Origin of the sequence: Vibrio sp. JPW-9-11-11 (assembly GCF_013369335.1) — a bacterium.
GTDB lineage: Bacteria > Pseudomonadota > Gammaproteobacteria > Enterobacterales > Vibrionaceae > Vibrio.
In genome coordinates this window covers 182270-202707 of record NZ_SZQJ01000036.1, presented here as the reverse complement: position 1 = coordinate 202707, position 20438 = coordinate 182270, and the positions used below count along the sequence as shown (strand labels likewise).

The 20438-nt window shown below is 47.8% G+C and carries 22 protein-coding genes; 15 read left to right on the top strand and 7 right to left on the bottom strand.

The window, feature by feature from the left end:
- Positions 1-12: 12 nt before the first annotated feature.
- On the bottom strand, positions 13-780 hold the full coding sequence (locus FCU94_RS16805; RefSeq protein ID WP_176289625.1) for an ABC transporter ATP-binding protein: 768 nt from the start codon (positions 778-780) through the stop codon (positions 13-15).
- A 150-nt stretch (positions 781-930) separates the two neighbouring features.
- Between FCU94_RS16805 and FCU94_RS16800 the strand changes: the two genes are divergently transcribed.
- On the top strand, positions 931-2136 hold the full coding sequence (locus FCU94_RS16800; RefSeq protein WP_176289624.1) for an MFS transporter: 1206 nt from the start codon (positions 931-933) through the stop codon (positions 2134-2136).
- Here the strand turns inward: FCU94_RS16800 and FCU94_RS16795 are convergent.
- The gene (locus tag FCU94_RS16795) at positions 2133-2858 is read right to left on the bottom strand and encodes a siderophore ferric iron reductase (RefSeq protein WP_176289623.1); all 726 of its coding nucleotides are present in this window, start codon (positions 2856-2858) and stop codon (positions 2133-2135) included. The genes FCU94_RS16800 and FCU94_RS16795 overlap by 4 nt on opposite strands.
- A gap of 142 nt (positions 2859-3000) precedes the next feature.
- Entirely contained in the window at positions 3001-3921 is a 921-nt protein-coding gene (locus tag FCU94_RS16790; RefSeq protein WP_176289622.1) for a DUF368 domain-containing protein, read from the bottom strand.
- Between the two features lie 653 nt (positions 3922-4574).
- On the opposite strand from FCU94_RS16790, the gene gltS reads away from it, so the two are divergent.
- Positions 4575-5801 carry a sodium/glutamate symporter gene (gene gltS / locus FCU94_RS16785; protein WP_176289621.1) on the top strand — a complete coding sequence of 409 codons (1227 nt, stop codon included), beginning with the start codon at positions 4575-4577 and terminating at the stop codon, positions 5799-5801.
- Between the two features lie 47 nt (positions 5802-5848).
- On the opposite strand, the gene FCU94_RS16780 is transcribed toward gltS, so the two are convergent.
- Positions 5849-6574 (bottom strand): PilZ domain-containing protein, encoded by a 726-nt coding sequence (locus tag FCU94_RS16780; protein WP_176289620.1) that lies wholly within the window; start codon positions 6572-6574, stop codon positions 5849-5851.
- Between the two features lie 169 nt (positions 6575-6743).
- On the opposite strand from FCU94_RS16780, the gene FCU94_RS16775 reads away from it, so the two are divergent.
- Entirely contained in the window at positions 6744-7022 is a 279-nt protein-coding gene (locus FCU94_RS16775) for a GNAT family N-acetyltransferase (RefSeq protein ID WP_176289619.1), read from the top strand.
- A gap of 4 nt (positions 7023-7026) precedes the next feature.
- Complete coding sequence (locus FCU94_RS16770; RefSeq protein WP_176290069.1) at positions 7027-7992, top strand: phosphotransferase; 966 nt, start codon at positions 7027-7029, stop codon at positions 7990-7992.
- A 19-nt stretch (positions 7993-8011) separates the two neighbouring features.
- On the opposite strand, the gene FCU94_RS16765 is transcribed toward FCU94_RS16770, so the two are convergent.
- Positions 8012-8503 (bottom strand): GNAT family N-acetyltransferase, encoded by a 492-nt coding sequence (locus FCU94_RS16765; protein WP_176289618.1) that lies wholly within the window; start codon positions 8501-8503, stop codon positions 8012-8014.
- Between the two features lie 203 nt (positions 8504-8706).
- Between FCU94_RS16765 and FCU94_RS16760 the strand changes: the two genes are divergently transcribed.
- Both FCU94_RS16760 and FCU94_RS16755 read left to right on the top strand, forming a co-directional pair.
- Entirely contained in the window at positions 8707-9885 is a 1179-nt protein-coding gene (locus tag FCU94_RS16760) for an MFS transporter (RefSeq protein WP_176289617.1), read from the top strand.
- Between the two features lie 6 nt (positions 9886-9891).
- Positions 9892-10824, top strand: a complete 933-nt coding sequence (locus FCU94_RS16755) for a Gfo/Idh/MocA family protein (protein WP_176289616.1) — start codon at positions 9892-9894, stop codon at positions 10822-10824.
- On the opposite strand, the gene FCU94_RS16750 is transcribed toward FCU94_RS16755, so the two are convergent.
- Positions 10813-11763, bottom strand: coding sequence for a LysR family transcriptional regulator (locus FCU94_RS16750; RefSeq protein WP_176289615.1), 951 nt, complete (start codon positions 11761-11763; stop codon positions 10813-10815). The genes FCU94_RS16755 and FCU94_RS16750 overlap by 12 nt on opposite strands.
- Before the next feature lie 99 nt (positions 11764-11862).
- Between FCU94_RS16750 and FCU94_RS16745 the strand changes: the two genes are divergently transcribed.
- The 8 genes from FCU94_RS16745 (at position 11863) to FCU94_RS16710 (ending at position 18887) form a co-directional block, all read left to right on the top strand.
- On the top strand, positions 11863-13101 hold the full coding sequence (locus FCU94_RS16745; RefSeq protein ID WP_176289614.1) for an argininosuccinate synthase-related protein: 1239 nt from the start codon (positions 11863-11865) through the stop codon (positions 13099-13101).
- Complete coding sequence (locus tag FCU94_RS16740; protein ID WP_176289613.1) at positions 13088-13831, top strand: 2OG-Fe dioxygenase family protein; 744 nt, start codon at positions 13088-13090, stop codon at positions 13829-13831. The genes FCU94_RS16745 and FCU94_RS16740 overlap by 14 nt, the downstream gene beginning before the upstream one ends.
- Before the next feature lies 1 nt (position 13832).
- The gene (locus FCU94_RS16735) at positions 13833-14738 is read left to right on the top strand and encodes a DMT family transporter (protein WP_176289612.1); all 906 of its coding nucleotides are present in this window, start codon (positions 13833-13835) and stop codon (positions 14736-14738) included.
- Between the two features lie 115 nt (positions 14739-14853).
- On the top strand, positions 14854-15852 hold the full coding sequence (locus tag FCU94_RS16730; protein WP_176289611.1) for a succinylglutamate desuccinylase/aspartoacylase family protein: 999 nt from the start codon (positions 14854-14856) through the stop codon (positions 15850-15852).
- 175 nt (positions 15853-16027) lie between these two features.
- Positions 16028-16804, top strand: a complete 777-nt coding sequence (locus tag FCU94_RS16725; RefSeq protein WP_176289610.1) for an EAL domain-containing protein — start codon at positions 16028-16030, stop codon at positions 16802-16804.
- Positions 16805-16975: 171 nt separating this feature from the next.
- A complete protein-coding gene (locus tag FCU94_RS16720) occupies positions 16976-17911 on the top strand; it encodes a CorA family divalent cation transporter (RefSeq protein ID WP_176289609.1) in 936 nt (311 codons plus the stop codon).
- The gene (locus FCU94_RS16715; RefSeq protein ID WP_176289608.1) at positions 17911-18459 is read left to right on the top strand and encodes a mechanosensitive ion channel domain-containing protein; all 549 of its coding nucleotides are present in this window, start codon (positions 17911-17913) and stop codon (positions 18457-18459) included. The genes FCU94_RS16720 and FCU94_RS16715 overlap by 1 nt, the downstream gene beginning before the upstream one ends.
- Positions 18460-18491: 32 nt before the next feature.
- Complete coding sequence (locus tag FCU94_RS16710; RefSeq protein WP_176290068.1) at positions 18492-18887, top strand: DUF2391 family protein; 396 nt, start codon at positions 18492-18494, stop codon at positions 18885-18887.
- A gap of 14 nt (positions 18888-18901) precedes the next feature.
- Here FCU94_RS16710 and FCU94_RS16705 read toward each other — a convergent pair whose 3' ends face one another.
- Positions 18902-19846 (bottom strand): helix-turn-helix domain-containing protein, encoded by a 945-nt coding sequence (locus FCU94_RS16705; RefSeq protein WP_176289607.1) that lies wholly within the window; start codon positions 19844-19846, stop codon positions 18902-18904.
- Between the two features lie 119 nt (positions 19847-19965).
- Between FCU94_RS16705 and FCU94_RS16700 the strand changes: the two genes are divergently transcribed.
- Complete coding sequence (locus FCU94_RS16700; protein ID WP_176289606.1) at positions 19966-20364, top strand: rhodanese-like domain-containing protein; 399 nt, start codon at positions 19966-19968, stop codon at positions 20362-20364.
- Positions 20365-20438 lie beyond the last annotated feature (74 nt).

The following is a 20438-nucleotide window of genomic DNA, read 5'->3' as shown; positions in this document are numbered from 1 at the left end:
TTTTGGTGCGGTTTAAGGGATATAGCTGATAGGTTGGCCTGTTAGCGGGTGGGGAAACAGAGCCAGCTCCATACCGTATATGTGATTGAGGGTGTCGCGAGTCATGAGTTGCGCGGGCGTACCTTGTGCGATGACTTGTCCTGAGTGTAAGGCGATTAAGTGATCACTGAATTTAGCGGCCATATTGACGTCATGCAGCACCATGATCACCGTGAGGTCTAGGCTTTGGTTTAGCTCGCGAATCAAACTCAGTAACTCGTATTGATGTGCGACGTCGAGCGCCGAGGTAGGCTCATCGAGCAACAGGGTTTGGCTTTGTTGGGCTAAGAGCATGGCGACCCAAGCTCGCTGACGTTCGCCGCCAGATAAGGTCGCGACAAAGCGGTCGGAAAATCGGTCCAAGCCCACTTTTTCAATCGCTTGGTCAACGATTGCGTAGTCCTTGTCGCTGTAGCGGCCAAACGCGCCTTTCCACGGGTAGCGACCAAAGCAGACCAGCTCACGCACTGTCACACCATCGGTGATCGGTGGGTGTTGAGGCAAATACGCCACTTGGTGAGCAAATTCGCGATGATTCAGCGTCTCAACGGGTTGTAGACCGTAGAGCACTTGGCCGCTTGATGGGCGGTTTTGTCTACTCAATAGTTTGATAAGTGTGGATTTACCGCAGCCGTTGTGTCCGAGTAACGTGGTGACTTTTCCATGAGCGAACTCAAGGTTAGTGGGAGCGAGAATCGGTTTGTCATCAATAGCGAACGAAGCGTCGATGAGTCGAAACATAGTGCAATACAAAGTTGAGTTAAGGGTTACGATTGGTTAATGTTACCATAACAAAATACCAATGATAATTATTTTCATTATCAATAATTATATTACTAATATGGCACGCTATGGCTGGCTAACGTCAGCGTCTACATAGCGATGGTAACTATGGCTAAAATTAATAAACAATCTTCTCAGTTGGCCGTTATTGGGTTGTCCGCCGCCTTAATGGGCATCGGTCAAAATGGCTTGTTGGTTTCGCTCCCTTTTTTGATCGAGGAGTCTGCGTTTGATCTGCCGACTTGGTCGATATTGATCGCCATTGGTAGCTTTTTATTTCTTCCCTCCGCGCCTTTTTGGGGAAGGGTGAGTGATAAATATGGACCAAAGCGCGTAGTGATTCAGGCCCTTACTGGTATGGCGTTAAGTTTTAGCTTGCTGGCGCTCTTTGCCATCGGCAGTCGCGACACCTTATTTGGCTATGTGGGGTGTTTAGTTGGCTTGGTGATTGCGCGAGTCATCTATGGCTGCACCGTATCAGGCATCATACCGGCCAGTCAGCACTGGGCCATTATGTTGTGTGGTGAACAAAATCGCCTGCAAGCGATCACTTCAGTGAGTATCGGGTTGAGTGTGGGTCGTTTGCTGGGGCCGATGATCTCGATATTGGTATTAAAGCTGTCGCCGTTCGCGCCTTTAGTTGTCATGGTGTTGCTCCCCATCGCGGCGTTATGTGGCGCATGCTTGCTGCCCGCCCCGGTAAGGGGGACGTCAAAACAAGGCAACGATACACCACTGCCTTGGTTGCCAGGCCCGCGTCTGTGGCGTTATTTACTGAGCGGCTTACTCTTATGTGCCGCGATTGCCTTACTTCAATATAGCTTTTCACCTTTGATTGATGCGCTTACGGCTTGGTCAACCAGCCAGATTAGCGATGCGATCGGCGGTCTGTTAACGGTCAGTGCGGCGTGTACCTTCGTCACTCAAGTTATGGTGATCAAGAAAAAGCGTCTCTCACCAGAGCAAATGTATCGGTTGGGTGCGTTATTGCTTGTGTTGGGCTTAACCTTATTTCTGGTCGAGCAAGTTTGGGTACTCTCAGTGGCAATGGTCTTCACTGCAATTGGCGCGGCATTTCTGGTGCCCGCCTATACGTCGGCGGCCACGGCTCAATACGAACATGCACCTGGGGCGGTCGCGGGCTATATCTCCATGTCCCACACCCTAGGTTATGGGCTCGCCTCGCTACTCGCGTTTACTGCCACTGTCTCGCCGCATTATCCTATCTACCTCTGCGTGTTATTCGGCGGGATCATTGTCGTGGCGGCTTATACTGCTCGGTCAAAGCCTGTCGCGGTGCAAGTTAGCTCCTAACGTTTATTGTCGGGGTGACGGGGGCAATTTTGACACAACTTGCGCCCCTCACATTTGTAGACCAAACAGCAACTGGTGCGCACTAAAGTGAGCCGGTGAGTGTCGCTATCGTAGCGCAGTGAGTGCAAGTGTTTTTCCGGTAAGTGGCAGGCTCTGAGCCACCGCTTTGCGTGTTGGAGAAGAAACTCCCCCCCTAAGTGGGGATAGAAGTGATGCAATTTGACCACGCATCCCAAAATGGCATCAGCAAACAAGTGTTGCGTAAAGCCAGGACGTATGCGAGTCCATTGCGCTATTTGCTCTCGAAAGTAGTCAAACAGAGCGATGAGTTCTGATCCTGCTTGGGTGATCAATACCTGTTGACTGTCTTGGGTGTAGGTTAATGAGTCAAAATGAAAACCGCTGATAAACCTGGGTTGGACGCTTTGTGCCATGGAGGACAACTTAGGTAAACCATGACACGCGTAAATCGAGACGAAAGCAACATATATCGGTTGCCAGCATAATAACGTCCAGGTTCGCGTTAACCAATAGGCTGCGCCAGCTTCAGGATGTGCGAGTTGCAGCTCTCGATACAGCGATTGAATAGTCTCGGAGCTGGGACTACCTAGTTGGATTAATGGCGTGACCGCTGGTGTTCTTGGCGAGAGTTGGCCATCGAGGTAAGGCGTGACGTGACGTGCGTGTTCAAATAGGGTGTCAAAAAAAACGTGCTTAGTCATCAGAAATGGACGAAATGAAAAATCATCGCCTCAGCTTAAATAAACAAGCGCACAGTTGCAATTAATTATCATTTGTATTTTGTATGAAAGAACAAAGCGACCGTTGAGGTCGCTTTGTTTTAGAGTCGGGCGGGGGGGATGATTACAGGTCGCGCTGCTCGGCGAACTTCTCAAGCCCAAGAACCAACACAATCGCAAACAACATACAGATGATCGCAAGCCCTAGCTGGGATGGTTGTGAGGTGACGGCTTCGAAATCGAATGGGGTCAGATTGTGTTCGACCAGTGGGACTTGCTCACCTTTGGAGTTAATTCGCCAACTGATGGTCTCTTTCCACGGCCAAATCTTGGGTAATGTGCCGAGCATAAGGCCGGTCAAAAACACCAAGGTGAGATCTCTAAAGCGGGTTAGCAGCCAAGAGAGCAGATGAGAAAATGTTAATAAACCTGCTACGCAGCCGGCTAGAAAGAGCGCGAGAACAGGGATGTCAAATGACTTCACGGCACCGAGAACGGGCGCGTACATACCGATAAGCAGTAGGATAAAGCTGCCAGAAATTCCCGGTAGAATCATCGCACAAATGGCGATGCCTCCAGCAAATAATACATTGATGCTAGAGGGTTCGAGCTGCAGAGGATTGAGTATGGTAATGGTGTAGGCAAAGCCCACCCCCAACAGCAGTGCCAATGCCCGGCTGAAGGTTCTTTGCTCAATTTGCTTTAACATATGGAAGACAGAAACTAAGATCAGGCCGAAGAAAAATGACCAGATTGGGATCGGATGGGTGACTAACAACCAAGAGATCAGTTTCGCGAGTGTCGCGATACTCGTAAGGACGCCGCCAAACAGAGCGATCAAAAAGCCGCCGTTAATGTGGTTAAACGCGGCCTTAAAGCCGTCACGTTTCCATATCCCCAGTACGCTTGGGTTCACACGACGAATACTCTCGAGCAACGTATCGTAAATCCCCGTAATGAACGCAATGGTTCCGCCTGACACGCCAGGCACCACATCGGCAGCGCCCATCGCCATACCTTTCAAAAATGTAGACAAATAGTTCATGGTCATAGAATGCTAAAAGTAAGTGCAGAGAGTATATCGATTCTGTATCGAAAAAAGTATCGTCAAATCAACGTTGATAGAAATGTTTATAGGAATACAGTTTCTTATAAAATTGCAACTTTTTGCAAAATGCAATTTTCATATTGCATTTTAAGATAAGTTTTCGCTTAAATAATGCGGCTTATGGCAAATAAACCCTACTTTTTATAGTTGGCACGCTATCTGCATTGTTTAAATCGACCCTTCTTAAGCCGAGGGTCACCTAGCCAACTGACGTTGTTAGTGAATGCTATTTGTTCACACTATATATAAGCCAAACGCACCATTGCGTTTGGCTCTTTTTTTATCTGAACAATGTGACACCTTTGTAGTCAGAGTGTTTGATAAAGGCTAATTTAAGGCAAAATCTCCACTCATTTCCTTCCCAACAGTCGACTAGACTCGACTTTTTGTGTGGTTTTTATTAATAATGTCCGCTTTCTTTTTCGTCTTGCTACCGTTTTGGTAGAGACAACCTGTTGAAACCAGCGTATTGAGGCTGTTTGTATAAGGATACATTTCAATAGAATAATCAGTTAATGAGCCATGCTCTGTGGAGCTATTTAGCTCTCAACTCATTAAGGAAGATGAGTGCGTAACTAATAAGAGGTTATATGAATCAGATAATTTCAGTTGGGCCGCTAGAATCTTTCTTAATCGCCATCAGCGTATTGTTCTTGGGCCACTTCGTTAATTCCAAACTACCGATTCTTAAACAATTCAATATCCCTGAACCCATCGTCGGCGGACTGATCGTCGCTTGTGCGATCACTGTGTTGCACTTTAATGGTATCGATTTAGCCTTCTCGTTACCGCTGCAGAAAATCTTTATGTTGATGTTCTTTGCCACGGTTGGGCTTGCTGCCAACTATACGCAACTGATGAAAGGCGGGGCGAAGGTGTTCATTTTTCTTGCAGTGGCGTCTTTTTATATCATGATCCAAAACGGGGTTGGGGTCACGTTGGCGACTGCGCTGGGATTGGACCCCTTGATGGGGCTTATTGCGGGCTCGATTACTCTATCGGGGGGGCATGGCACAGGCGCCGCTTGGTCGCAAACCTTTACCGAGACGTACGGTTTAAGCAATACGCTTGAGATCGCCATGGCATCTGCGACTTTTGGTCTGATCATTGGTGGTATCATCGGTAGCCCTGTTGCGCAAAAACTGATTAACAACAACGGCTTTGAATCTGAGTATGGTTCGGGCATTGATACCCATAAGCGTTTTCCTGAGCTGGTCACTTACAACGAATATGAAGAAGACAAGGTTACGGCCAAAAAAGTCATCGAAGTGCTGTTTATTTTGCTGATTTGCGTGACCGGGTCTAAGTACTTAGAACAGTGGGTTAGCAGCTTTGAAATCAGTTGGTTAATGATTCCTGATTTTGTCTATGCCCTGTTTATTGGTGTGTTTATTACTAATGTGCTGGAAGTGACCAAAACGCACAAGGTCAATGCCGAAACCGTAGATATTTTAGGTACGGTTTCTCTGTCGCTGTTTTTGGCGATGGCGCTAATGAGCTTGAAACTGTGGAATATCTTCGATCTTGCCATACCTTTTTTGCTGATTTTGGCTGTGCAGTCTCTAGTATTGGGGATATTTGCTTACTTTGTCACTTTTAAGGTGATGGGAGCGAACTATGATGCCGCGGTGATAGCAGGCGGACATTGCGGTTTTGGCTTGGGAGCAACGCCAACGGCGGTCATGAACATGGGTTCGTTGGTCAATCGATTTGGTCCTTCGCCACAAGCTTTTATGGTGGTGCCTATCGTTGGCGCTTTCTTTATCGATATCGTCAACTTGATCATTCTGCAGGGCTACATCTCTTTCATCGGCTAACACGACAACGGCCGGCACAATGTGCCGGCCGTTGTCTGTTTTAGGGGTTATCTCAATGTCAGTTTGGTGCCGTTAAATTTGAGCTGGCCAAGCAACACTTTGGCGTTGTCTTTTCCATTGTCAGTAAAGGCTACGCCGTAGCGGGCATAATGCATCGAGCGTTGCAGGTTACATATTTTGCCAAATAGAGGCTCAAATTGAGTGCCCTTGATGGTATTCAGTTTCACATGCAGCGCGATCTCCTCTCCCACTTGGAAAGGGCGACTGAGCGGCGCAGTAATAAAACGACACCCCCCTTTAGACAGATCTCGAATTTCACAGTCCAGACGGTGGCTTTCGGCCGCCACTTTTGCGAAGAGATTCACGTCAAAGCGTGGCTCTTTGCGCAGCTGTGTGACTTGCATTGTTTGTGGCACGGATAGAGCCACGATAGGTAGAGGCGCCGTCAACACATGTTGCAGTTGGCCTCGAAAATGGATCACAGCGCCTTCGCCACGCGGAGAAATAGCGCGGATGGTGGCCCAGAACCCCTCCTGGAAAAAGTATTCAAGGTCTTCGTCTGAAATTTTGGGTAACTCAGCGAGGACGACATTGTTTGAGTGCGTGCCGATAAAAGATGTTTTACAACGGAATGTGGTGCCAACAGGCGTTGAAATTCCTATCGTCAATTCACCGCCATGCTCGACCATTGCTAATGCGTCGGTACTGTTGAGCACTGACACACTGCGCTCTGTGTGCTGTTGATCGTTTCTTGCCACCGCTTGGGTATTCATCTAGCCTCCGTTGCGCCCACCATGTTATTGTTTTGTTGGTGGGTAAAAATATTGCGTCCGGATGACAATCAACACCTCGGATCTCTCCAATTCTATGTTTGGATTAATTATTGTTCAAACATCAATTTACTGAATAAGTATGAGCTAGCTATCATTTTTGGGAGTCAACATGTCGAATATGGTTATTCTCGATCAGCAAAACAGTCAGTTCCGCGTGCATTTAGAAGATGAGTACTACGCGACCGTAACGTTTGTCGTTAAAGAAGACGTGTATGTGATCACGGCAACTCAGGTTCCCGAAGCACTTCGTGGGCGCGGGTTTGGTCGGGTGATGATGGAAGCACTGTTGACCGAGCTAGAACAAATGAAGGTTAAGGTTGAGCCAGTGTGTAGCTACGTGGTGCACTATCTGGAACGTCATCCAGAGTGGGCGCACTTAAAGGCATAACATGATGGAGAGCCAATATCAGCCCATTTTGACTGAGTTAGGTTTCGGGCCAATTCACTCGGTCGAACAACTGCAAGTGTTGTGGAGCGGTTATGGTGAGTTAGTCAGGCTCCATGTCGACGACACCAGTGTTATCGTGAAACACATTCAACTGCCAACCGATGACCAACATCCTAGAGGCTGGAACACGCCGCTCTCTCATCAACGCAAGTGGCGTTCCTATCAGGTTGAGTTGAACTGGTATGCAAACCAAGCGAACCATTGCTGTGCTCGCGTCGCGAAGAAATATTGGCGACGAGCACAAGAAGATGGATTTCTGTTGGTGATGGAAGATCTTAAACAGGCCGGATATAGCCAAGTGATAACCAAGCCGAATCGTCGTCACATCAGTGCTTGCCTCGGGTGGTTGGCGAAGTTTCACGCCCAGTTCATTGGTGATGAAGGACAAGACTTGTGGCCGAACGGCAGCTATTGGCATCTTGAAACCCGGCCCGACGAATGGCACGCACTGCAAGACCTAACGCTTAAAAATAGTGCTCATAAACTTGACCGAGTGTTAACCGACGCGCCCTACCAAACCCTTGTTCACGGTGATGCTAAAGTCGCCAATTTCTGCTTTACGCCCGACGGATATCAGGCTGCTGCGGTGGACTTTCAGTATGTTGGGCGCGGCTGTGCGATGAAAGACGTCGCGCTTTTTATCAGTAGCGCCGTGTCACCTAAGGATTGTGCAGCAATGGAGCGAGAGTTAGTGGATGAATACTTTTCACTCCTTAAGCAGGCATTAAGACAATATCAACCTCAGCTTTGCCCAAGCGAGGTGGAACAAGCGTGGCGACCGCTTTTCGCCGTCGCTTGGGCTGATTTTCAACGTTTCATCAAAGGTTGGAACCCTGGACATTGGAAGATCAATGCTTATACAGAGCGTTTGACGGCGGTGGCGTTAGACAGGATTAAGGCGTACCCATAATGAGTGACGCCTTGAGGTATTAAGGTTTAATTCTGGCCATGTAGTAGGTATTGATGTATTCACCGTCGCGATAAGAGCCAAATTTCGCTTCACCTTCGATTTCAAAGCCAAACTTTTTATAGCACGCAATGGCGGTATCATTGTCAGCATTGACCTCAATTTGGACCCGTTTCACTTGTAACCAGTTGTCGGCCAAGTCGAGTACCGTCGCGATCAATTTGCTGCCAATTCCCAGTCCATGAAAATCATCATGCACTCCCAAACCAAAGCTTGCGCAGTGTGATCTGCGTGGCCGCTGCGAATGTTCAAAACCAATATTGCCTACCACCCGACCATCGACTTCGGCGACAAAGCTGTAGACACCCTCTGGCATGTTCTCGAGTCGTTTGGTCCACATTGCCAGCGATGGCTTAGGTAGTTGCAGCGTTTCCCGTTGCGCTTTGGGCTGCGAGTAGATATCAGACAATGCGGCGGCATCATTGGTTTGAGTCGGACGTATTATTATTTCCATATTATTGCCTTAACGACTGGTTGAACGTTTTTCCAACATAGCGAGTTTTTTCTCATAGTTAAAGTGTTGTTTTTAATAAATTTATGCTCATGGTCGCCCCGTTTTGTGAATGACGGATAACGAGAATTTCATCAATAACAAAATGTTTGTTTGTTGAAGGTTGGCGTTTTACTCTAAGTGAGTTGTTGGATAAGGAAATCGGCATGAATCACGCTGCGAGCTGGAAAACTCCCCAAAACTTTCTACTGGTTATATCTATTGTCGTCCCGATTGCGTTTTCAAGTTGGATGGCGTTACTCAATAACTTTGTGATTGAAAAAGCGCACTTTGATGGCTCGGATATCGGTTTACTGCAAAGTGTGCGAGAGGTTCCGGGCTTTCTCGCCTTCAGCGCTGTGTTTGTGTTGCTGTTTATTCGCGAGCAACGTTTTATGTTGCTTTCTCTAGCGGCCCTCACTCTGGGCACGGCGATGACGGGATTTTTCCCCAGTCTATTTGGTTTGTTGTTGACGACATTGCTAATGTCGTCAGGGTTTCATTACTTTGAAACCCTAAAACAGTCGTTATCGTTGCAGTGGTTAAGCAAGGACGAAGCGCCAGAAATGTTGGGCAAGATGATTTCAGTGGGCGCGCTGGCGTCACTGTTTACTTACGCAGCTTTGTGGTTTTGCTTGGATGTCTGGCAGCTCGAATTTAAGTGGGTGTATTTGATTTTTGGTGGGCTTGGCTTTGCATTGGTTGCTTGGATGAGCTTGAGCTTTCCTCAGTTTCAAACTGAAGTAACACAGAACAAGAAGCTGGTATTACGCAAACGTTATTGGCTCTACTATGCGCTCACGTTTATGAGTGGTGCTCGACGACAGATCTTTACCGTGTTCGCTGGCTTCTTGATGGTTGAAAAGTTTGGTTATTCCGCGGCGGATGTCACTTTACTATTTTTGATCAATTACTTGTTCAATTTTTTGTTCGCGAAGCGCATTGGCCGTTTTATCGGTAAGGTGGGCGAACGAAAAGCGTTAATGTTCGAATATACCGGATTGATAGCGGTGTTTGTCGGTTACGCTGTGGTGGAAACGGCGCAATGGGCGGCGCTTTTGTACGTGGTGGATCATCTGTTTTTTGCTTTAGCGCTAGCGATCAAAACCTATTTCCAAAAGATTGCCGACCCTGCGGACATGGCTTCTACCGCAGGGGTGTCTTTTACTATTAATCATATTGCAGCGGTATTTATTCCCGTCACATTCGGTTTCATTTGGTTGGTGTCGCCAGCCGCTGTGTTTTATATCGGTGCTGGTATGGCATTGATTTCGTTTGTACTATCACTCAATATTCCTCGCTTACCTCAAGAGGGGAATGAGGTTCGAGTATTGAAATGGAGTTAACCTGATATGAAAATCGCAATCATTGGTTTGGGTGATATTGCACAAAAAGCCTACCTACCTGTACTCACCCAGCTAGAAGGGATTGAGTTGATTTTTTGTACTCGAAACGCGCAGGTCTTGTCTCAACTGAGCAGTCAGTATCGGGTGGCGCAGTACTGCCATGATTATCGAGAAGTGATCTCGTTTAATCCCGACGCCGTGATGATTCACGCCGCGACCGCGGTTCATCATCAGATTGCCAGTTTTTTTCTCGCTCAAGGCGTACCGACCTTTGTCGACAAGCCGTTAGCGGACAGCGCTGATCAAGTTGAATCTCTTTATGCACTCGCTGAAAAACATCAGCAGCCGCTCTATGTTGGTTTTAACCGACGTCATATACCGCTTTATAATCAGCATCTGCCAGAGCTCGCCTCGGCGAAGCCGGGCAATCTAACCTCATTGCGCTGGGAAAAGCACCGCTTAAATTTACCCGGCGATATTCGAACTTTTGTCTTTGATGATTTCATTCACCCGCTCGACAGTATTAACTTAGATAGCCGCACCACGCTTGACCAGGTGTACATCACCAAGCAGTTCGATGGGGCTCAGCTCGCGCGTCTTGATGTTCAGTGGCAGGCGGGCCAAACCTTGCTACATGCATCGATGAACCGCCAATTTGGCACAACCAAAGAGCGAGTCAGTGCGACTTACACTAATCAGGCTTACGAATTTGATTCTTTTTATCAAGGTCAGCTTTGGTGCGATGGAGAAAACCGTACGTTGGCGTTAAAAGATTGGACCCCTATGTTAACCAGCAAGGGGTTTGAAACCATGATTCTTGATTGGCTTGCGGTAGTGGAGAGCGGAACAATGCCAATTGAGGTGGTGGCGCGGAATGTGGCGAGCCACCGGTTGGCCGACTGCTTGGTGGCTCATCTTGAGGCTCAACTACCCGGTTAATCCTAGTAGCCCAGTATCGCTTGAAGCATCTTGAACAAACCTTTGTTGTAGGTACTCAACAAAGGTTTTTATTTGGCCTGGAATAAATTTGGACTGGGCATATTGAGCAACGATACTGCCTTGATATTTGCCACCGACGTGCCAATCCGGCAACACTTCGTTGACCTCTCCCGAAGCAATATAAGACCGAATCGCGAACTCAGGAAAGACCGAAATACCTTTGCCTCGAATCACGGCTTCTCGTCGAATTTCACTGTGATTGACGGTAAATGAGCCGTTAACGTTGATCGAAACTTTCTTGCCATTATTGGTAAAGTCCCACACGCGATCGCGTGGATTTTCACCCAAGCACAGACAGTTGTGATGAACGATATCTTCAGGGTGAGTGGGCACACCGTATTGTTGAAGATAGCCAGGACTGGCGCAGAGCAGCAAGCGGCAGTTGGCCAGTGGTTTGGCAATTAAGCCTTCGGTCGGTTTTTCGGTAATGTGTATGATCACATCGACTTCATCGCCAATCGGGTCAATATAGTGGTCAGCCACTTTCAACTGCAGCGCAACGCTTGGGTATAGGTCGATAAAATCGAGCACCATGGGCATTAATACTTGGCGCGACAGCGCTTTAGGAGCGGCGACCCTGAGCGTACCCGAGACTTCCGTTTTGTCGACTTGCGCCGCGGACACCGCGAGTTTGGCCGCGTTCATCATATCACTACATAAACTGTAGACTTCTTGTCCTGTCGCGCTCAAACGCATTTGTCGAGTCGTGCGTTCCAGTAACTTCTCTTGCAGAGCATTCTCCAACCGGGTCACTGAACGACTGACCGAAGAGGGCGAAACGCCCAACTTTTGCGCGGTTTTCGAAAAGCTGCCTGACTCGACCACGCTCACGAAGATCGCCATTTCTGAAAGTAGTGGAATAAGCTTATTTGTGTCCATGGTGCAAAAATCCTTTGCGAAATGGCTATATTGTTTCACTTAAGTTACGGATAGATACTAAATATGTCAATGAATGACAAGATGAGTGGAAAGGACGTCGTGAAAAAAATAAGAAGTATTGAAGATATTCAAACGATCTCAACTGCAGTAAATCATGTATTGACCCTTTTTAGCGGTGGTTTGGACAGCAGTTATTTGCTTGAAGTGCTTAAAGAGAGCGAAGTGAAAGTGACCGCTTTGGTGGTCGACCTAGGTGAAGGTATTGACCATGCCAACCTAGAGCTTATCACCAATCATTATGGTGTCGATCTGCTGGTCATAGATGCTCAACAAGAATTTGTTGAACACAGCGTCGTATCGGCAATTCAGTCACAGGCGCTTTATTTGGGCGATTATCCAGTCAGTTCATCGCTTTCGCGCCCAATCATCGCCAGTAAAGCGGTCGAAGTCGCGCAGCAGCTTGGGTGTGAGGCCATTATCCACACGGCCAACCAATCGCAGAATAGCTTGAGAAGGCTTAATGGAGCGATTGAAGCAAGTGGCTATCAAGGCTACTACGGTTCTCCATATGAGTACTCGGCTCTGAGTCGTGAACAGAAGGCAAATGCGCTGTTTCACTCTGGCTTGGTTGGCTTCAAATCTCGTTCGGTCAGCGGTGATGCCAATTTATGGTGCCGCGAATTTGAATCGGGAGTTTTAGACGATCCTGAAGGATTCAGTTTATCTGAATCACTATTTACCTGGTCGCGCTGGCAGCCAAAACGACAGCTCGACCAAGATCAAATTAAAATAGGATTTCGTAAGGGGTATCCGGTCACTCTCAATGACTTACCGATAAACCTTAGGGAAATGATTGCTTTCATTAACAACCACGTTGGCGCGTATGAAATTGGTCGTTACGTCGGTTTCGACCATTTAGATGAAGATGAGAAAGTATTAGAGGTGCGCGAAGCACCCGCTGCTCACATCCTCATGAAAGCATATAAGTTGCTGGAAACAGCAACCTTACCCACAGATGTACTCAAAGCTAAAACGATGCAAAACGAGATGTGGACCCAAGAAGCGGTCGAAGGCCGCTGGGGAAGCCCGTTGCAAAGTGCCAGTTATGCGTTCATCGCTCACACTGCCGAGTCTATCTCTGGCAGTGTTCTTTTCAAACTATCACGCGGTCATGCGTTAGCGACCAGTATTGTCGCCAATAATGCAAAGTACCTGCGGGATAGAGATCGCTGGGAAGTCGACATTGCCCAAAAACGCAGTCGACGCTCTTTAGTGCCGACATCGCAAAGCCAATCGAGCGAGCAAAACGCGGAGGTCACCTCAGATGGACATCATTAAGAACCCCAGAGAAAGACACGCGTTGGTGATCGCGAATCTGCTCAACCAAAACGATTATGTGTTTGTCAGTGGTAAACAGATGACCAATATGTTGTCGACTAATGTCGATGAAGTCGTGCGCTTTATGAGTTGTTGGAACCACCTTGAGCGCGATCGATATATGGCGGATGGCGGTGGTTATCGCTACCGGCGTTATGGTCAGTTCAATAAACTGAAAAATACTCGACAGTTGACGATGCTACCTCATGAACCTTATGTACAACCATCGTCAGTCAACCCATTAAATGGTGATGTCGAACGCCATTTTGAGCCCCTCACCGACCGTTTTACCTTGTCCCCGATTTTAGAAAAATTGCTGCTAATGATGAGTGATATATACGACGGTGCACAGGGAAGAGCGACCGATTGGAACATTAGGCTTCATCCGTATCGAATTATCGCGGATGAACTTGAAGAGGGGAAACCGACACCTGAAGGGTTGCATCGCGACGGCGTGACGTATATCGCGTCGATGTTGATCAGCCGCACCAATATCACAGGTGGAGAAACTGTGATAACCGATGATAAACAAAACGTTTTGGAGCGTCTGACATTAGAGAAGACCTTCGATGTGGTGATGGCGGATGACCTTGCGACTATGCATGAGGTATCGGCTATCTCACCGATCTGCACTGATAAATGCGCGTACAGGGATGTACTCGTCATCGCTTTTACTAAAATGGAGGAATAGGATGACAACGGCAGCGGGTGAGTTAAAAAAAGGAAGTTTTAGGTTTCCGTTAACCGAATCACTATTATTGCTGGTGGCTATTTTTTGGGGCACCAGTTATGGCCTAACCAAGAGCGCGTTACTCTACACCAGTGTGTTGGTATTTATATCGATTCGTTTCTCGATCACTTTTCTATGTATGCTACCTGTAGTGATCCGAGACTTTCGCCGAGGACTCAACAAAGACTGGAAGATCGCCATACCAACCGGTTTTATTCTATCGGCGATTTTTTTCTGCGAGGTGTTTGGGGTCTCTCAGACCACAGCATCAAATGCGGCGTTCTTAATCAGCCTGTCGGTGATTCTGACGGCCTTTGCCGAGCTGGTGGTCAATAAAAAGCGCGTCAGTAATACCTTATGGATGCTCACCGTATGCAGCGTGGTAGGCGTTGTCCTGCTCACTAGTAATCAGAGCATCGAACTCTCCTTAAATAGTGGTGACTACTTTATCTTGTCGGCAGCGGTGTTACGCGCACTAATGGTTACGCTGACGAAGCGCTTTACTGAAGGAAAAGAAATCACCACCACCACGCTCACTTCATTGCAATCCTTGGTCGTGGCTTGCGTGGCAATCGTCTGCGCATGGGCCTATCTGCCAGCAGAACAAATTGTGATCCCGACCAGTCATGAGTTTTGGTTGTTGGTCGCTTATCTCGTGCTGTTCTGTACCTTGTTTGCGTTTTACGTTCAAAATTACGCAGTGCGCCGAACCTCACCGACACGTGTCTCGCTGTTAATGGGCAGTGAACCGCTATTTGGTGCTCTATTCGCCATGTTATGGCTACAAGAGTCGTTGTCGCCAGTCCAGTTGCTGGGTGGGGGCTTGATTCTCTTTAGCGTGGTTGTGACCTCCACCAAAGAAACCTAAACGGGAAAGGGTTTGATGTGCTCCATGCTACTCAAAGGTCATTTTCCGTATTAAAGTAGCGAACACAATCACCTAAGGCGGGGAATGGAACCTCGCCTTTTTTGTGAGGAGCACAATGACTAAACCACTAAACGAATGTATTGTTCCCATGTACCCGACACTTCAGGCTCTCGACGTTAACGCACTTGAGCCAGGAGAGCACAAATTTTGGTTTGCGGTGGCAACGGATGCGATAGGTCATCCGCAAACACTCCCAGTCCGGGTGTTTAAAGGCGAGAAACCAGGAAAACGTATCGTCATCAGTGCCGGGGTTCACGGTGATGAGCAAAATGGTATTCTCACTGCCCAGCAAGTGGCTCGAGCTTTAGAAGGGCAGACGATAGCCGGTTGCATCACCATAGTTCCAACCGTCAACCTGTCTGGCATTGCCCGCCACAGCCGCGATTTTCATTCCGCCGCGCCCGATAGTTCTTCGGCTAACTTAAATCGACTGTTCCCTGGTAATCCGCATGGCGATGATGCCAGCCGTTATGCCCACAGCCTGTGGGAGAACTTGTTCAAACCGAATGCAGATCTCGCGATTGATCTCCACTCTCAAACTAGTGGCAGTGCTTACCCATTGTACGCCTTTGCTGATTATCGTCTGCCCGATGCACTCAAAATGGCGCGTTTAATTAACCCTGATGTGATTCTCAATGATCCGGGCGATCCTGGAATATTGGAGACGGTGTATAACCGAGCGGGCATCCCTTCGATTACCATTGAAGTGGGGGTGGGGCGTTATACCGATCTCAACATGGTCACACGCGCGGCCGATGGCGTGCTGAACGTCTGTCGTGCCTACTATCTGCTGGAAGGTGAAGTAAAACAGGGGGATTGGCCCTGTGTTGAAGGCAGCCAGATTTGCAGTGTACGCGCCGAGCAAGGCGGATTTGTTGTCTGTCACGTAGAGCTGCTGGAACAGGTTGAACAAGGTCAAAAGCTTGCAACGCAATACAATAGCTTTGGTGATGAAATTCAGACCTACTATGCCCCGTCTACGGGGACAGTCATTAGCCATAACGTCGAGTCGGTGCGTGCCCCTGGTTCATTGGTTGTTCGTTTGATTGCTTGAGTTTGCCTTGAAGCTTACATCGACCGCAAACGAGACAGTGAGCAAGAGGTAACATATTGACCAGCAGTCAAAAAAGGTTTTTTGTCGCGCCTAACACTATGTTTAGCTGCAGTTACATATCGCTCTCTTTTGGTCTATCCTGCTAAGAGGTTTGTTGGTTTAAGGTGAAAAATCCATGACTCAAGAGGTTCAAACACAGGCCCCAGTCAAATGTGAGCAATGTGAGTGTCGTAAATCCAAAATCGGCGATTTCACAATGGCCTTTCAGCCCATTTGGAATTTAAAGCAGGGGAAGCTTTTTGGCTACGAGGCTTTAGTCAGAGGCGTGAACAATGAATCTGCATTTCATGTGTTATCGCAAGTGAATGACGAAAACAAATATCACTTCGATCAGCAGTGTCGAGCTAAAGCGATTAAACTGGCCGCAAAACTCGGGCTGGATACGACATTGAGTATTAACTTCTTACCCAACGCGGTTTATGAGCCTGAGCAATGCCTCGCAACGACCTTAAGGTTGGCTGACAAATATGACTTTCCCATCAGCCGAATTATGTTCGAGTTTACCGAAGTGGAGAAGATGCGCGATACCGATCATCTTAGGAATATCGTTGAATGTTATCGAAAACTGGGTTTTTTAACTGCTATAGATGACTTCGGCGCTGGCTACTCTGGATTGAGTTTACTCGCTGATTTTCAGCCCAACATTGCCAAGCTGGATATGGCGTTGATTCGCAATATCGATTCATCGACTAGCCGCCAGGTGATAGTTAAAAACTGTATGAGTATGTTTAAGCAGCTCGATATCACAGTGCTAGCTGAAGGCGTTGAGACTGTTGAAGAACTCGCATTTCTTAAAGGCTTAGAGGTGGATTTAGTGCAAGGCTATCTGATTGCTAAACCGGGATTTGAATGCTTACCTAAACCCGATGTTGCCCTGCTGAGCTGGTCTTAGTTACAGCAGAGAAAGTAAGCGGGCTCGATAGCCCGCTTTTTCATTTTTTTCTTCTCATATCAGCGCGATAAAGCACGGGATTATTTGTTTTGTATGGAAATTGATTGCGCCACGCGCTTTTTTCATCCATATATTAACCAACTCGACTATTCGCAAAACCAAGGACGCGTGATGAGTGACTTTATTATTTCTCGATGGAACTTTTCATCAGCAAAAGCGCAACTCGAAACACCAGACGCTCAGCCGATTGAGGCAAACAACTGGTATCACTGTCAACGCGATCAACCAGGGCTTCGCCAATGGTTGATGGAAAACCACATCTCGGAAGGCGTTATCGACTCGTTATTGGCCGATGACACCCGACCTCGGTTTGAAAGCTACGATGACGACAGTTTTTTGATTATCTTGCGCGGAATCAACCTTAACCAAGGCTCTGAGCCAGATGACATGCTGAGTTTGCGAATTTTGTGGCACCAAGGGGCGCTGATTTCGACTCGCAAGGTGCCGTCGCGCGCGGTCTCCACACTGATTAATCAGCTGGAGCAGGGAAAAGGGCCCAAAAGCCTTGATGCAGTGTTAGTAAGTATGATGAACGGCATCAACCGGTTAATCGCAGATTTCTTGACGCCGATTGAGGACAAAATCAATGAGTTGGAAGGGGAAGAGCAGATCAATCTCGATACTCTCAACCTGTTGCATTTTAGACTCTTGAAATTGCGCCGTTACCTTAAACCGCAACGCTATGTGTTTGAAGACCTGATTAGTGCCGAAGTAACGCCGCTGGAGGCGCAAAAGACGCAAGTCAAAAACGGTCTCGACCTGATTTTACGCATCAATGAGTCGATTGAATTTTACATGGACCAAATCAATCATCAGCTAGCCAATGTCGCGCAAAGACAAAGTGAGGTCATGAATCGAAATACCTATCTTTTCTCGATCATTGCTGGCATCTTCTTGCCCGCGAGTTTCTTTACTGGTTTGCTCGGTGTCAATATTGGCGGCATGCCGGGGGTGGATAGCCCGACCGCGTTTACGGTGTTCTGCATTGCTTTGGTAGTGGTGAGTGTGGCAGAAGTGATTATTTTGAGAAAATTGAGGTTTATTTAGTGGAGCAGTTTTGGCCGCTAACTTTGGTTAGCAAACAGGTACTATTAGCCAGTTTATTGATTGTAGGGTACCTGGTGGTGCGCCGGTTGGGTTTGCGCTGGATCACTCGTTTAGCGAGTAATAAGCGCGTATCGCTAGAGCGCACCAAGTTTGTGTCGAAAGCCTTTAACTTGATGGCTTTCATCCTGTTTATATCATTTTTCACCATTATTCTCGACTTGGGTTTTGGTGATATCTCGCTGTTTTTATCGTCGATTTTTGCCGTACTGGGTGTGGCGCTGTTTGCCCAGTGGTCAATTTTAAGTAACTTGACCGCCAGTATTTTGATCTTTTTTGTATTCCCTTACCGCATTGGCGACACAGTGAAAGTGGCGGAAAAGGACGAGGATATTAGTGGTGTGATCATCGATATCACTATGTTTCATGTCATTCTGCGCCATGCCAGTGGTAATATCATTACCTATCCTAATAGCCTGATTTTGCAAAAAGGTGTGACCAAAATTGTGGCGAAAAACCAAGTAGAATCGCTCAAAGTCGAGAGCGAATAGGGCATCAATCAGCTAAGGAGTCGAGAGTGTCGATGAAGTTGAGCTTTAATTTTGAAGATGCCGGACAAATTTTTGTCGGCGCGTTTGCGTTAGCGGTGCCAATCTCATTTTCCGAAGAAGCGTGGCGTTTGGGTGAAACACTGCCCACCGCTAACTTACTGATGCTTATGGTTCTATCGTTTACGTTTTTAACGCTGTTTACTTATGAAAGTGTTTTTCAGCGTGATGTTCGCCAGCGTAAAGGCGTGTTTGTGCTGCGGATAGTTTCGGCTTATTTAATGGCAGCATTGGTGGTGGCTTTGGTTTTGGCCTGTATCGATCAACTGCCTCTTTTTGCAGACCCGGCCACCTCCTTAAAACGGGTGATAGTGATCACTATGCCAGCGTCAATGGGGGCGATTGTCGTCGATAGCTTCGACAAAGAATAGCCCCATCGCGCGGGCTATGGCCGATTATCGCCGAACTGTTTGCGGTATTGAAGTGGCGAAACGCCGATTAAACGCCGAAAGTGGTGGCGCAAAGTGGTGGCGTTGTCGAATCCAGCTAACGTCGCCAATTGCTCTACGGGGAAGGCGCGCTCTTCCAGTAATCCCTTCGCACGTTCCACTCTTTGTTGAATCAGCCACTCTTTTGGCGACAAATTGAAGCTTGCGCGAAATTTTCGGTCAAAGGTGCGCCGCGACATACTGGCTTTTTCCGCTAACTCCGCAACGGTAATGCTTTTGTCCAAATGGCTGCTAGCCCAATCGAGGGCTTGCGAAAACTGATTGGGCACCTCAAGCATAGGGGTATCTACAAACTGAGCCTGCCCTCCTGAACGATGAGCGGAGATAACCAAACGTTTCGCGACCTGGTTGGCTATTTGGTAACCGAAGTCGTGGCGAATCACCGCGAGTCCTAAATCCAACGCCGCCGCACTGCCAGCCGAACAGCCGATATTGCCATCAAACACGTAGAGTACGTCAGGTTGATAATTGATCTGAGGAAATTGCTGACAAAACTGGCCTTGGTACATCCAGTGCGTGGTCGCCCTCTTCCCGTTTAACAGCCCTAGGCGAGCCAATAAGAATGAGCCTGAACATAAAGTGAGCACTCGCTTACCATCTTGTACGAAGCGGCGCACTTGCTGCTCAATCGTGGCGGGGGTGGGGTAGTCCCAAGTTGGCCAACCAGGAACAATTAAGGTGTCATAATCTTCGAGATGGTCGACGTGTTTGACGGTTAACTGAATGCTTCCCGTGGTGTTAATTTGGTCTTGCTCTAAGCTCACGACCTCAGTTTGATACCAGTTAACAAACTCCGGTCGAGGTAGGGCAAACAGTTCTACCGCGCAAGACATCTCAAACAAAGTAAGGTGTGAGTGAGCGAGTATGGCGACTTTTCTCATCAGTATCTCGTGATTCAGATTGGCTTAAAGTTAACGATAACTGTCTTTTAGGCCAGTGTCATGCTGTTTTGTCTGCTGGCATGATGGGGACTCATTGGTTAATAAAGCAAGGAGTCGCTATGAATAGTGCCGTATCCCGTGTAAAAGCGGCCACCAGTCAGCGAGCGCTGGCTCACTTTGAACGTTTATTAGAATTTGAAACCGACTGTTGGGACGTGCACCACGCGTTGTCTAACCAGCGTCAAGATTTTGTGCTGGTCGATGTTCGGGGCGAGGCGCTGTTTGCTGCTGGACACATCGCAGGTGCGATCAATATCCCTCACGCTCGACTAAACCCGACCACGTTGGCGGAATACTCAGCTGAGGCGTTGTTTGTCGTTTATTGCGCTGGACCACACTGCAACGCGACTGAAAAGGCAGCAATTCGCTTGGCCAAACTAGGTCGCCCTGTCAAAAAAATGATTGGTGGTGTAAAGGGATGGTGCGATGAAGGTTTTGAGCTTGTCACTGAGCGATGACGTTTTAATTATGCGCTCGGCGCATAGAGGTATTGTCAAAATGTCATTGGAAGCATGACAGGTCAGTCTCTATG